The organism is Paraburkholderia metrosideri, assembly GCF_904848625.1.
Classification (GTDB): domain Bacteria; phylum Pseudomonadota; class Gammaproteobacteria; order Burkholderiales; family Burkholderiaceae; genus Paraburkholderia; species Paraburkholderia metrosideri.
The window spans coordinates 633,596-646,323 of record NZ_CAJHCP010000002.1; the positions used below are offsets into that span (position 1 = coordinate 633,596).

The window sequence follows — 12,728 nt, forward strand, 5'->3', positions numbered from 1 at the left end:
GTAAGAGGCAGAAAGTGCGGGACGCATGACGCACGCGTGGCCGCAATGCATTCGGGTTGAGCAGCTTATAGACATTCCGTCGATACGCACAGGCAGTCTAGCGCAAGACAACCCGCTCGATCACATCTCGCCGACTACTTAAAGACATGCCACGTAGACAAACCGCGCGGTCAGGCCGACGATCAGGCGGCGACCGTATTGGCCGCTGTACGACGCACCCAGGCGCCTTTCAATTTTCAGGTGTGCGTCCTCGCCGCACGCATTACCTCGACGCAGATCAAGCTTTGGACGATTGCATCGAACCATGCGGCACGCTGCCTGTCACATCCCCAGACGGTCGCGGCACAGGTCGGAACCAGCCTTTGGTAAATGACCTGCGCCGCTATGCTTTCGTTGTGTCATCTGCATGACAAGCCGGTGCCGTAGCACTTTTTAGCACCGGCGCGCGTCGCCAGGTTCTACTACCCGCCGACGTACCCGCTAACCTGCCTGACAGTCCTTTTCGAGGAGTGACGCCATGGCTGAAGCAACTTCACGTCCCACGCCGCCGCAAACCCTGGACCCCGACACGCTGCGCAAGATGGACCGCTACTGGCGCGCATGCAACTATCTGTCGGTGGGAATGATTTATCTGCGTGACAATCCGCTTCTGCGCGAGCCGCTGAAACCCGAGCACATCAAGAATCGCCTGCTGGGCCATTGGGGCTCGGACCCGGGGCAGAGTTTTCTGCTGGTGCATCTGAACCGGCTGATCAAGCAGCTCGATCTGAACATGATCTATCTGGCCGGTCCTGGCCACGGCGCGCCGGCCAGTCTCGCGCATTGTTATCTCGAAGGGCATTACTCGGAAATCTATCCCGACCGCAGCGAAGATGAAGCCGGCATGCGGCGCTTTTTCCGGCAGTTCTCGTTTCCCGGCGGCATTGGCTCGCATTGCACGCCGGAAACGCCCGGATCGATTCATGAAGGCGGCGAGTTGGGTTACAGCCTGTCGCATGGGTACGGCGCGGCGTTCGATAACCCCGATCTGATCGTCACTGTGATGATCGGCGACGGCGAAGCGGAAACCGGTCCGCTCGCCACCTCGTGGCATTCGAACAAATTCCTGAATCCGATCCGCGACGGTGCGGTACTGCCGGTTCTGCATCTGAACGGCTACAAGATCGCCAATCCGACCATCCTCGCGCGGATTCCCAGCGAAGAACTGGAAGCGTTGCTGACTGGCTATGGGCACAAGCCGTATTTCGTCGAAGGCGACGATCCCGACACCATGCATCAGCAGATGGCCGCGACGCTCGAACAATGCGTCAGCGAAATCAGGGCGATTCAACAGCACGCACGCAGCAGCAACGACCCGACGCGGCCGCGCTGGCCGATGATCGTGCTGCGCTCGCCCAAAGGCTGGACTGGCCCGAAGGAAGTGGACGGCCACAAGGTCGAGGGCTCGTGGCGTGCACATCAGGTGCCGGTGCTCGATCCGGTCACCAATAGCAAGAGCCTGAAACTGGTCGATCACTGGCTGCGCAGCTATCAACCCGAGACGCTGTTTGACGAGGCCGGGCGTCTGGTCGAAGAACTGCGCGAACTCTCGCCCGAGGGCGCACGCCGTATCAGCGCGAATCCGCATGCGAATGGCGGCTTGCTGTGCAAGACGCTCGATCTGCCAGCGTTTCAGGATTACGCGGTGACGGTTAAGAAGCCGGGCAGTTCGTACACGTCGCCGACCGATGTGCTCGGCAAGTTTCTGCGCGACGTGATGCGCAACAACATGACGAACTTCCGCGTGTTCGGCCCGGACGAAACGGCCAGCAACAAGCTGACCGCAATCTATGAGGCTTCGCAGAAAACCTGGCTGGCCGACACCGAGCCGAGCGACAAGGACGGCGGCGACCTGTCACCCGACGGCCGCGTGATGGAAATGCTCAGCGAACACACGCTCGAAGGCTGGTTCGAAGGGTACGTTCTGACGGGGCGCCATGGTCTGTTCGCCACGTACGAAGCGTTCGTCCACGTGATCGACTCGATGTTCAACCAGCACGCGAAGTGGCTCGAAAAGTCCAAACGCGATCTCGGCTGGCGCCAGCCGGTGCCGTCGATCAACCTGCTGATCACGTCGCTGGTCTGGCGTCAGGATCACAACGGCTTCACGCATCAGGACCCGGGCTTTCTCGACGTCGTCACGAATAAAAGCCCGGACGTGGTGCGCATTTATCTGCCGCCCGATGCGAACTGTCTGTTGAGCGTGGCCGACCACTGTCTGCGTTCGCGCGACTATGTCAACGTGATCGTCGCCGACAAGCAGCCGCATTTGCAGTACCTCGATATGGACGCGGCGGTCACGCATTGCACCAAGGGCATCGGTATCTGGGACTGGGCGTCGACCGACCAGGGTGTCGAACCGGATGTGGTGATCGCCTGCGCGGGCGACATCCCCACGATGGAAGCGCTCGCCGCGGTGCAGATCCTGAAGGAACGTTTCGCCGATCTGAAAATCCGTTTCGTCAACGTGGTCGATCTGTTCCGGCTGATGCCCGAGCATGCGCATCCGCACGGTTTGTCCGATCGCGATTTCGATTCGCTGTTCACCACCAGCAAACCGGTGATCTTCAATTTCCACTCGTACGCGTCGCTGGTGCACAAGCTGACCTATAACCGCTCGAATCACGAGAACCTGCACGTACACGGGTATCACGAGAAGGGCAATATCAACACGCCGCTCGAACTCGCGATCATCAATGGCGTGGACCGCTTTACGCTGGCGATCGACGCGATCGATCGCGTGCCAAAACTGCGCGGCGTCGGCGATCACGCCAAGGAATGGTTGCGCGGACAGATCATCGAGCACCTGGCTTATGCGCACGCCGAAGGCATCGACAAGGAAGAAATCCGCAACTGGACGTGGAAAGGCTAACCGGGGTCGCTCATGCACACTCAGGACGCAGCGCACAATCAAACGATTCTGGTGCTGAATAGCGGTTCGTCGTCGCTGAAATTCGGGCTTTTCTCGCCGTCGGGCGATGACGAATCGCTGCTGCTGGAAGGCGCGGCTGAAGGTATTGGCCGCGCTGACGGCAGCTTGCGGATCACGTCACCCGATGGCGGCGTGCTGGTGCAACAGGACCACGTGCTCGAATCGCAAACCGACGCGTTGCAAAGGCTCTCGCAGGTGCTCGCGCAACAGCGGTTTGCGCAGCCGTCGGCGGTGGGGCATCGGGTCGTGCATGGCGGTCCGCATCTGCGCAAGCATCAGCTTCTCACCAATGAAGTCCGCCAGCGCCTGAAAGACGCGGTGCATTTTGCGCCGCTGCATATTCCGCCGGCGCTCGCGCTGATCGACGAGGCGATGAAGATTTTCAGCACGGTGCCGCATTTCGCGTGTTTCGATACGGCGTTCCACGCGACGCTGCCGCCGCGCGCGGCACAACTGCCGTTGCCGCGCCGTTATGTCGAGGCCGGCGTGATGCGCTACGGCTTTCATGGGCTCTCGTACGAGTCGCTGGTCAGACGGCTCGGCGCCGATTTGCCGCCCCGCGCAGTGTTCGCGCATCTGGGCAATGGTTCGAGTGTGTGCGCGTTGCGCGATGGCCGATCGGTGGATACGTCGATGGGTCTGACGCCGACGGGCGGCGTACCGATGGGCACGCGCAGCGGCGATCTGGATCCCGGCGTGCTGCTCTATCTGATGCGCGTGGAAAAGCTCGACGCCGACGCGCTGGAAACCCTGTTGAATCGCCACAGCGGCCTGGCCGGTTTCGCCGATGGAGAAAGCGACATGCAGGCGCTGGAAAAGCGCGCAGCGGCCGGGGACGCACACGCGTTGCTGGCACTCGACGCGTTCGCGACCGCGGTGCGCAAGACGATCGGCGCGTATGCGGCGTTGCTGGGCGGCATCGACTTGCTGGTGTTTACCGGCGGGATTGGTGAGCACAGCGCGGCGATACGTCAGCGCGTGTGCGAGGGGCTGGCATTCGCCGGACTCATCGAAGGCGAACCGGCAGGCAAGGTGAGGGCCATCCACACCGAGGAGGAAAAGCAGATTGCGCGCCATTGCCGGGCGTTGTTGCAAGCCGAAACCGGCTGAGGTTATTTCGCCTTTGGCGCTTTGACGACGGTGCGGTCCGACACGCCGGTTACACCGAATAGCCGCGTGACGTCTTCGAGCACGGCGGTTCGCTGCTGGTCGCGTTGTAACTCGCCTGTCAGCGTGATGCGGCCATGCGACACCTTCACCTTGACGCTGTGTTCGGGGACCGCGGCGTCCCATGCGAGGCGGCGCGTGGCGTCGGCGGCGATTTGCGCGTCGCTCAGACGGGTGCTGGTGAGGTCGGTGCCGGCCTGGGTGGATCTGGGCTTCGCTTTCGCGAGACGGGCTTGTCGCATGGGCTCTCCATAAAAGTCACATGGATTGAACAACACTAGCAGATGTGGCGGATTCTGCTTTCCGCGACGGTTCTGAATGACGAAGTGGGGCGACGCTGCGGGCGAGTGCCGGCCGATTGCCGGCCGATTGGCGCCCGCTTGCGGCCCGCTTGCCGGCATGGCTCGCCCCGTGTCGTCATCACCCGGCTGCGCTAGTGATGGCGTGGCGACCTTGCACCCGTACCTGAAGCCGCTCCCCGGAACACCCATCCATTGAACAAGGCCCCGCCCAGCATCAAGCCACTGGTGATCAGAAACACCGCCTGCATGCCCAGATGCGCGCCGACAAAGCCGCCCGCCAGCGGCCCCGTTACCTGACCCGCGTAATTCGCCGATGTCGCATAGCCAAGAATGTATCCGGCGGAACGGTCGGGGACGTTGTGTCGAATGACGCTGGTGATCGACGGCAGCAGACCGGCTAGCGCGAGACCCATCAGGAAACGCAGCACCACCAGTTGCACGCCGCTCGTCACGAACGCCTGGGGCACCAGCAATACCGCACAAACGGCGAGGCACGCGACGATCACCTTCGGCGCGCCGATCCGGTCCGCGAGACGGCCGACGCGCGATGCGGCGAGCACGCTGCCCAACGCCGACGCGGACATCACGAAACCGGACACCAGCGTCACGTGCCGTACGTCGTGCACGAGTTGGCTCACGTACACGGTGATGATCGGCTCGATCGACATGTTGGCGAACATCAGCAACGCGGCAGTGACCAGCATCGCGAGCACGGGTCGCAGATCGGGGACGCTGGCCCAGCCGGTGGTGGTGCTGGCAGCGGGAGTATCGGCGGCGTTACCGGTGGTGTTACCGGTGGTGTTATAGGCGGCGCTGGCCGTGGAATCGCCAGACTTCGCGCGCTTGCGTTCGACGGGCTTTTCCTTCACGAGCCAGGTCGTCGCGATGAACGCGCAGAAGATCAGCGCCCCTGCGATAAAAAACGTATTGCGGATGCCGATCAGCGGCGGCAGCGCACCACCGATCAGCGGTCCAACCAGATTGCCCGCCATCACGCCCGAGGCCAGTGTGCCGAGGGCCCAGCCGGTACGTGAGCGTGGCGTCTGCGTCGCGATCATCACGGTAGCCCCAGACGAATAGCCGCCGACCAGTCCCGCCAGAAAGCGTAATCCCACCAGTTGCCAGACATTTTGTGCGAGCCCGAGCAGCGACATCACGACGGCCATGCCGAAACTGGCGCGGATCAGGATCAGCTTGCGTCCGTAGCGGTCGGCCATGCGCCCCCACAATGGCGACACGAGTCCGGCAGCCAGAAACGTCGCGCCGAACGCGACGCCCGACCATTGCACCGCGGCCTTGGGAGACGTGACGCCAAGTTGCTGCACGTACAGCGGCAGGAACGGCAGCAGCAGGGTCATCGCGACGATGGTCGAGAATGAGCCGAACAGGCAGACGTAAAGATTGCGCTGCCAGTGTGGCGCGCCGTCGGAAGGAGGGCTTGAACTCATTGAGAGAAACGGTGAGGCTGGCTGCAAAAATGGAACGCGATGCGGCGCGCCGGACAGGGGCGCCGCGCACGAAGCGAAAGAGGATTGTGCCTGAGAGTAGGGGATGAGGCGGCCGACGCGGGCATCTTGAGCGCTGCGAGGCTTGTGAAACGCAAGCTGCGTTTCTGTTCGACTCGATGACACTGCCGGGATAGTGACGCCAGGTGAGAGAATGCGTGGTGCCCACCCGATAAGGTTTGAAATGGACCATCCTGACTTCCCCATCGACAACCCGTTTCTCGAATCGCTCGGCGTGCATCTCACGCAATGGCGCGACGGCTACGCGGAGCTGATCATGCCCATCGATGCCAGCAAGCTCAATCGGCAGGGCGTATTGCAAGGCGGCGCGATCGCGACCTTGCTCGACGCAGCAGCGGGTTATGCAGGCCTCTACGCACCCGTTGGACAACCCGCACGGCACGCGTTCACGCTATCGCTGACCACCAATTATCTCGACAAGGGCCTCGGCCAATCAGTGACGGCGAAGGGCTTTCTGGAACGTCAGGGCCGCTCTATTTTCTTTTCGCGCGGCGAAGCATGGGTGGATGGCAAGCTGCTGATCGCCAGCGCGCAGGGCACGTTCAAGTATTCGAAGACTGCCTGAAACACTGCCTGAGTCTGCGCACACACCGCGAAACGACACGCTCCCCGATACCCGAAGCGGCACACTGCGCCACTCAGCCAGCAACGCGACGCACCGCGCGCCCGTCAAAGCGCCTTGTACATAATCGTGGTCGCATCGAACCGCTCACCGTTGAGCGGAGCGCGCGCATAACCCGGAATCACCCCGGCCGCCTGATAACCCAGCGCGGCATAAAGCGGTTCGGCGTGGTCGCCGGTCCGGGTGTCCAGCGTGATCAGACTGCGCTGCAGGCGCTGCGCATGGCGCTCGATTTCCGTCATCAGCGCCCGCGCAATGCCTTGGCGGCGCGCGTCGGGATGCACCAGCAGCTTGCGCACTTCCGCACGATGGCGCTGGTTCGGCATCGTGTCGTAATCCAGTTGCACGGTGCCGGCAATCGTATCGCCCAGACGCGCGACCAGCAGGATCAAGCCACCTTCGCGCAGCGAGGGCAGCACGTTGCCGCGCCAGAATGCCTCGCTTTCGTCGACGCTGTACGGCATCACAAAGCCCACGCTCGCGCCGTCATGCACGCAGGCACGCAGCAACGCGCCCAGCTCCGCAACACAGCCGGTAAGCTCGTCGGCGCAAAGGGACGTCATGGTCATCAGATTGGCGTTCATGCTGGCTCACACGATAAAGAGAAGGTAGCGCGCGCCGCTGCTGGCAGGCGTCACGAAAGCACTCGGTCCGAAGAGCTGATAGCGCAGACAGTCGCCAGGTTGCAGTTCGTGGCGATGACCGTCGACGGTGATCTGAAGCCGCCCTTCGAGCAGGACCAGATGATGTTCGAGGCCGGCGCGCGGCGACGCGTCGTAGGCGATCTGCACGCCCGCATCGAGCGAGCATTCGAGCACTTCGCCGCTCAGTGCCTGCGCCGGCGGCGACACGGAACGGCGCGTGAAGCCGACGCTGGCGTCGGTCCAGACAGGCTGCCGCTCGCGCGGCACGCGCGGTTCAAACTCTTCTTCGACCATTCGCATCAGCCGCGACATGGGCAGGCCGTAGGCGACGCAGAGCTTGCCGAGCACGCTCGCCGTGGGGCTGACCGCGGCGTTTTCGAGCCGGGACAGCGTGGCGCGGCTCACGTTGCTGAGTTTCGCGAGATCGTCGAGCGACCAGTTGCGCTCGGCGCGCAGCGCGCGTAGCCGATGGGCAATGCGGCGATCGATAGCGTTTTCATCGGAGAGTATGTTTTCCATTTCAGGGAAAATATCTCGAATATGGAAAACAATCAATAGAACAAAAACGGCAGCAACGGCGCTGTCCGGAGATTCGCTCACTGCGGAGCCCCGGGCCGTTTATCATATTGGCCACTTGTCACCGAATCAGAAAGCGCTGACGGGCTGCGCAACGCCGGCCGTCAAGCGGCACTTCATCCACGAGACCCGGCGACCCAAGCCGCACGATCACTCATGAATACCACTTCCGACGCTTCCTCCCGCCCCGCGATCCGCGCTCTGACGTTGCTCGAAGGGCGCGTCCTCGGCGTGCTCGTCGAAAAGCAGCACACGGTGCCGGACAGTTACCCGCTTTCGCTCAATGCGTTGACCCTTGGCTGCAATCAGAAAACCGGCCGCGCGCCGGTGATGAATGCGACCGAAGCCGAGGTGCTGACCGCCGTCGATGGATTGAAGCGGCTGAGCCTCGTCATGGAAGGCAGCAGCAGCCGGGTGCCACGCTTCGAGCACAACATGAATCGCGTGCTGGGGCTGCCCAGCCAGTCGGCGGCGTTGTTGACCACGTTGTTGTTGCGCGGCCCGCAGACTGCCGCCGAACTGCGCTTGAACAGCGCGCGGCTGCATGGCTTCGCCGATATTTCATCGGTCGAGGCGTTTCTCGAAGAACTCGCCGACAACGATCCGCCACGGGTCGTCAAGCTGGCACGCACACCTGGCGAGCGCGAGAATCGCTGGACCCATCTGCTGTGCGGCGAGGTCAGTGCGAGCGAGCTTGCGCAGCCGGGTGATGAGGACGACACCGTGCCTTTGTCCACCTTCGAGGCGGTGAAGGCCGAGCAGAAACGTCTCGCCGACGAGGTGAGCCGGCTTCAGACGGTAGTGCGGCGCATGGCGGCGGAGTTGGGGATCAGCGTCGACGATCTCTGATCGGATAATCGACCCAGCGCGCCCATGTCCACGCTTTTTCAGGCGGCATGACTCTGTCGCATCGATCACGCGTCACGGCTGCGCGCTGTATCCGCCGACAACGTACGCTGGGTGCGATAGAAAATCCGCGGCGGCACGTTGGGCGAATCTTGCGCGAGCCGGTCGAGTTCGTCGCGAATCGATGTGAGGTAGTGGCCGTCGCGCGCATCCGGGTCGCCGGAAAAAATCGCTTCCAGCCTGCGACGTACCGCGCCATAACGCGCACCAGCGGAGCGATGTTTCTCCGCGCGCTCGGCGTACTTCAGAAAGGTTTGCAGCGCGGCGGAAACGGCGGCGGCGACACTGACAAACCCCACGACAATCCGCAGCTCCACCGACACCGCATCCGTTGTAAGCGACGCAAACACCGCTGTGCCGACGAACGCGGTCAATGCGGTCACGAGCCAGCCGAGTTGGCGATCGCGCGCCGATAACATATCGGCCATGTCGTAGTGGCTCATCTGGGACTCACGCGCGCGGCGAATCCACTTCAGCAGAAGCTGGTTCTCATCGACCGGCGGCTCATAGGGAGGCAGTTTCGTCATGTCGCTCGTCAGGGTGGTGGATACCTGACGCTACTGTGCCACATGACTCAGGCCGTCGAGTTCCGACGCGCGACCCGGACCGTAGTCGGCCGATTCCCGGTAGACGGCCTGACAGGGCGAGAAGCGCTTGCTGTACGGGCCGCGCCCGTCGCCAGCTCAGGTCGCCTTCAACCCTGCGACCGCGCGCCGTCGCGCGAGCAATCTCACGGCGAGCAAACAGACGCCCATCACCGTCAACGACAACACCGTCGTCATCGTTCCGAGCGCGTAAATGACCGGTGTCGTCACCGATGTGGTGAGCCCCTGAAGTTCGAGCGGCAGGGTGTTCTGATCGCCGATCGCCTGCGATGTGCGGGCGATCTCGTCCCATGACAGCGTGAAGCCGAACATCGCGACACCCACCACCGACGGTCCGATAATCGGCAGCACGACGTGCCGGAAGCTTTGCCACGGCGTCGCGCCCAGATCGCGCGATGCCTCTTCATAGGCGGGATTGAAACGGTTGAATACCGCGAACATGACCAGCAGACCGAATGGCAGCGTCCATGTCAGATGCGCGCCGAGTGCGGACGTGAACAGGCCCATCGACGTCGTATAGCTGTCGGCGAACGACTGATAACCCCAGGCCGCAGCGAGGTACTTCACGCCGTTATCCAGCAGCCGGAACGTCAGACCAATGCCGAGCGACACGATGATCGACGGCATGATGAGGCTGGCCACCGACACATAGAACACCGCGGTATCGCCGCGAAACTTGCGACGGAACGCGAGGCCTGCCGCCACCGAAAACAGCACGGTCAATACGGTCACGGCCAAAGCAAGCCGTACGGACCGGCCAAATGCGCCCCAGATATCGACATCGCCCACGCCGTCGCGCAGCACGGAGAACCAGTGCAGCGACACCCCGCGCATGGGGAACGTCAGACCGCCCTCGGGTCCCTGGAACGACAGAATGAAAATCGTGATCACGGGCCCGTAGAGAAACAGCACGAACAAGCCGAATAGCAACGCGAGCCAATAGAAACTGGCCGGACGACGTTCCCGATGTTTAACGCGAATGGCCTGCATGTCACAGCTCCTTGCGAATGTCGACGACGCGCGTCAAACCCCACACGATCATCAGCACGACGGCCAGCAGGATGATCGCGTTGGCCGCTGCCGCGGGAAATTGCAGGTAGCCGGTCTGCACCTGAATGATCTTGCCCACCGATGCAATCTGTTGGCCGCCCATCACGCCGACGGTCAGGAAGTCGCCCATCACGATCGTGATGACGAAGATCGAGCCGATCACAATGCCGGTTTTCGACAACGGCAACACGACGTCGCGCACCACTTGCCAGCCGCTAGCGCCCGCGTCGCGAGCGGCTTCGAGCAGCGACCGGTCGATCCGCATCATCGCGTTGAAGATCGGCACGATCATGAAGAACGTGTACAGGTGAACAAACGCAAGCACCACGGAGAAATTCGAATACAGCAGCCATTCGAGCGGCTGGTCGATCACATGCAGGCCGAGCAGCGCCTGATTGACGAGGCCATTACGGCCGAGCAGCGGCATCCACGAAATCATCCGGATCACATTCGAGGTCCAGAACGGAATCGTGCAGAGCAGGAACAGCACGGTCTGCATGCTCGTTGTCCGCACGTGGAAAGCGAGAAAGTACGCGAGCGAAAAACCTAGCAGCAGTGTGACGGTCCACACAATCGCGCAGAACTTGAGCGTCGACCAGTACGTCTTGAACGTCACGCAGACGTCCGTCATCGACGAACAGCCGTTGAAGATTGCCGCGTAGTTCTTCAACGTGAACGCGGGAATGATCTGGTATTCGTTGAAGTCCCAGAAACTGACGATCAGCGTGATCACCAGCGGCACGATGAAAAACAGCAGGAACGTCAGCGACAGCGGAGTCGCCTGCAACCACGCAGGCGCGCGCCGGTGTTTGACGGGCGCGTCCTCGGCGTGTGAGGGAAGGTCGATCGTTGCCATGGGCAAGGTGTCCGGGGAATAACAGCGCAAGAAGAAATGCGTGCGCGGTGGAGAACATTCGTCATAGCCGACGCCTGGTGAAGGCATCGGCTATGACAGTGAATCGAACTACAGGCGCTGCGCGTGGCAGATCAGGCCGCAATGAACTCGTTCCACTTCTGAACCATATAGATGTTCTCGTCCATCACCGCATTCCAGCACGCAATCGCGCCCATACGCTGGGTGTACGAACCGCCGTCGCGCACCGCGCCGGCTTTTTCGAGCAACTGGCCGTCCGGCGCCTTGATGTCCTGCGCGGCCGGTTTGCCTTCCATCCAGTAGTCCCATTCGTACGGCTGCATGTGCGTCTTTGCCGTGTCGACCACGCCGGGGTAGTAGCCCTGACGCATCAGATACGCACCGGCCCAGCCATCCTGGAACCAGTTGACGAATTCGTACGCCGCGTCGAGCTTCTTGCCTTGCAGTGAGCGCGGAAAACCAAAGCCCGATGCCCACGAGCGATAGCCTTCCTTCAGCGGCTGGAATTTGCACGGAATGCCCATCGTGCGAACCTTGGTCACGGCAGGCGACCACATCGACTGGATCACCACTTCGCCCGAGGCCATCAGGTTCACGCTTTCGTTGAAGTCTTTCCAGAAGGCGCGGAATTGCCCGGCATGTTTGGCTTCGATCAGGATCTTGATAGTCTGGTCGATCTCGGCTTTGGTCATGTTGCCCTTGTCGCCGTATTTCATGTGACCCATCGCCTCGATGGCCATTGCCGAATCCATGATGCCGATTGCGGGAATGTTCAGCAGCGCGGCCTTGCCTTTGAATTCCGGGTTCAGCAGTTGCGCCCAGCTGTCGACCGGGTGCTTGATCAGGTCGGGTCGAATGCCCAGCGTATCCGCGTTATACGTGGTGGGAATCAGCGTCATCCATTCGGTCGGCGTCGCGGAGAACTCGGTCGAACGCGCGCCGGTCAGAAACATCACTTTCTTCGGCGCAGTACCCTGATCGCCGATCTTCTTGCCGTTCACTTCCCCACGCGTGAGGACCGGCGTGATCTTGTCAGCGAGTTTGATGCGCTTGGTGTCCATGCCCGCGAGCGTGCCGGCCGGAATCAGTTTTTTGAGCGCGAAATATTCGGTGTCGACGATATCGAACGAGTTGGGCTGGGTAATGATGCGCTTGGCGACGTCGTCGGTCGTGACCGGTACGTACTGGATTTCGATCCCGGTGTCTTCCTTGAACTTCTTCGCGATGTCGGCGCTCTGGTTGACTGCCGTGCCGAGATAGCGCAGCGTGATTTTTTCCTGCGCGTGGACGTACGGAAAACCGGCGATACCGGCCGCTGCCACCGCGCCCTTAATGAACGTGCGGCGCGACAGGCCTTTTTCCTTGACATCCGCTGCGGCCACTGCCGGGCTCTCGTTCGCTTCACTCATTGCTTTCTCCTCATTTGACGTTCGTTTTAGCGCTTGTTTAATGCGGTATTCGTTGCTGCCTGACGTAAAGTCCCTG

12 protein-coding genes are annotated in these 12,728 nt (G+C 61.9%); 4 read left to right on the top strand and 8 right to left on the bottom strand.

The genetic code is table 11. The annotated features are described in order from the left end of the window. The first annotated feature begins 517 nt into the window (after window positions 1-517). Both LMG28727_RS05625 and LMG28727_RS05630 read left to right on the top strand, forming a co-directional pair. Window positions 518-2,911 (top strand): phosphoketolase family protein, encoded by a 2,394-nt coding sequence (locus tag LMG28727_RS05625; RefSeq protein WP_201641299.1) that lies wholly within the window; start codon window positions 518-520, stop codon window positions 2,909-2,911. 12 nt (window positions 2,912-2,923) lie between these two features. Continuing rightward, complete coding sequence (locus LMG28727_RS05630) at window positions 2,924-4,081, top strand: acetate/propionate family kinase (protein ID WP_201641300.1); 1,158 nt, start codon at window positions 2,924-2,926, stop codon at window positions 4,079-4,081. Between the two features lie 2 nt (window positions 4,082-4,083). Here the strand turns inward: LMG28727_RS05630 and LMG28727_RS05635 are convergent, their stop codons facing one another. Together LMG28727_RS05635 and LMG28727_RS05640 are read right to left on the bottom strand one after the other, a co-directional pair. Next, entirely contained in the window at window positions 4,084-4,380 is a 297-nt protein-coding gene (locus tag LMG28727_RS05635) for a BON domain-containing protein (RefSeq protein ID WP_236591616.1), read from the bottom strand. A 191-nt stretch (window positions 4,381-4,571) separates the two neighbouring features. Then, the gene (locus tag LMG28727_RS05640; protein WP_201641301.1) at window positions 4,572-5,888 is read right to left on the bottom strand and encodes an MFS transporter; all 1,317 of its coding nucleotides are present in this window, start codon (window positions 5,886-5,888) and stop codon (window positions 4,572-4,574) included. Window positions 5,889-6,129: 241 nt separating this feature from the next. Between LMG28727_RS05640 and LMG28727_RS05645 the strand changes: the two genes are divergently transcribed. Continuing rightward, a complete protein-coding gene (locus LMG28727_RS05645) occupies window positions 6,130-6,531 on the top strand; it encodes a PaaI family thioesterase (RefSeq protein WP_201641302.1) in 402 nt (133 codons plus the stop codon). A 104-nt stretch (window positions 6,532-6,635) separates the two neighbouring features. Here the strand turns inward: LMG28727_RS05645 and LMG28727_RS05650 are convergent, their stop codons facing one another. Together LMG28727_RS05650 and LMG28727_RS05655 are read right to left on the bottom strand one after the other, a co-directional pair. Further along, entirely contained in the window at window positions 6,636-7,172 is a 537-nt protein-coding gene (locus tag LMG28727_RS05650) for a GNAT family N-acetyltransferase (RefSeq protein ID WP_201641303.1), read from the bottom strand. A 6-nt stretch (window positions 7,173-7,178) separates the two neighbouring features. Then, entirely contained in the window at window positions 7,179-7,751 is a 573-nt protein-coding gene (locus tag LMG28727_RS05655; protein ID WP_201641304.1) for a helix-turn-helix domain-containing protein, read from the bottom strand. Window positions 7,752-7,964: 213 nt separating this feature from the next. On the opposite strand from LMG28727_RS05655, the gene LMG28727_RS05660 reads away from it, so the two are divergent. Further along, a complete protein-coding gene (locus LMG28727_RS05660) occupies window positions 7,965-8,657 on the top strand; it encodes a YceH family protein (protein WP_201641305.1) in 693 nt (230 codons plus the stop codon). A gap of 65 nt (window positions 8,658-8,722) precedes the next feature. Here the strand turns inward: LMG28727_RS05660 and LMG28727_RS05665 are convergent, their stop codons facing one another. From LMG28727_RS05665 to LMG28727_RS05680, 4 genes are all read right to left on the bottom strand, one after another. Next, window positions 8,723-9,241 (bottom strand): SLATT domain-containing protein, encoded by a 519-nt coding sequence (locus LMG28727_RS05665; RefSeq protein WP_201641306.1) that lies wholly within the window; start codon window positions 9,239-9,241, stop codon window positions 8,723-8,725. Window positions 9,242-9,397: 156 nt separating this feature from the next. Then, window positions 9,398-10,309: an ABC transporter permease gene (locus LMG28727_RS05670; RefSeq protein ID WP_201641307.1), complete on the bottom strand. Its 912-nt coding sequence runs from the start codon at window positions 10,307-10,309 to the stop codon at window positions 9,398-9,400. A gap of 1 nt (window position 10,310) precedes the next feature. Next, the gene (locus LMG28727_RS05675; RefSeq protein ID WP_201641308.1) at window positions 10,311-11,225 is read right to left on the bottom strand and encodes an ABC transporter permease; all 915 of its coding nucleotides are present in this window, start codon (window positions 11,223-11,225) and stop codon (window positions 10,311-10,313) included. A gap of 131 nt (window positions 11,226-11,356) precedes the next feature. Beyond that, the gene (locus LMG28727_RS05680) at window positions 11,357-12,652 is read right to left on the bottom strand and encodes an ABC transporter substrate-binding protein (protein WP_201641309.1); all 1,296 of its coding nucleotides are present in this window, start codon (window positions 12,650-12,652) and stop codon (window positions 11,357-11,359) included. Between the last annotated feature and the right edge of the window lie 76 nt (window positions 12,653-12,728).

Coding starts and splice junctions, on each gene's coding strand:
- LMG28727_RS05625 (WP_201641299.1), top strand. CDS start 518: ATGGCTGAAGCAACTTCACGTCCCACGCCGCCGCAAACCCTGGACCCC.
- LMG28727_RS05630 (WP_201641300.1), top strand. CDS start 2,924: ATGCACACTCAGGACGCAGCGCACAATCAAACGATTCTGGTGCTGAAT.
- LMG28727_RS05635 (WP_236591616.1), bottom strand. CDS start 4,380: ATGCGACAAGCCCGTCTCGCGAAAGCGAAGCCCAGATCCACCCAGGCC.
- LMG28727_RS05640 (WP_201641301.1), bottom strand. CDS start 5,888: ATGAGTTCAAGCCCTCCTTCCGACGGCGCGCCACACTGGCAGCGCAAT.
- LMG28727_RS05645 (WP_201641302.1), top strand. CDS start 6,130: ATGGACCATCCTGACTTCCCCATCGACAACCCGTTTCTCGAATCGCTC.
- LMG28727_RS05650 (WP_201641303.1), bottom strand. CDS start 7,172: ATGAACGCCAATCTGATGACCATGACGTCCCTTTGCGCCGACGAGCTT.
- LMG28727_RS05655 (WP_201641304.1), bottom strand. CDS start 7,751: ATGGAAAACATACTCTCCGATGAAAACGCTATCGATCGCCGCATTGCC.
- LMG28727_RS05660 (WP_201641305.1), top strand. CDS start 7,965: ATGAATACCACTTCCGACGCTTCCTCCCGCCCCGCGATCCGCGCTCTG.
- LMG28727_RS05665 (WP_201641306.1), bottom strand. CDS start 9,241: ATGACGAAACTGCCTCCCTATGAGCCGCCGGTCGATGAGAACCAGCTT.
- LMG28727_RS05670 (WP_201641307.1), bottom strand. CDS start 10,309: ATGCAGGCCATTCGCGTTAAACATCGGGAACGTCGTCCGGCCAGTTTC.
- LMG28727_RS05675 (WP_201641308.1), bottom strand. CDS start 11,225: ATGGCAACGATCGACCTTCCCTCACACGCCGAGGACGCGCCCGTCAAA.
- LMG28727_RS05680 (WP_201641309.1), bottom strand. CDS start 12,652: ATGAGTGAAGCGAACGAGAGCCCGGCAGTGGCCGCAGCGGATGTCAAG.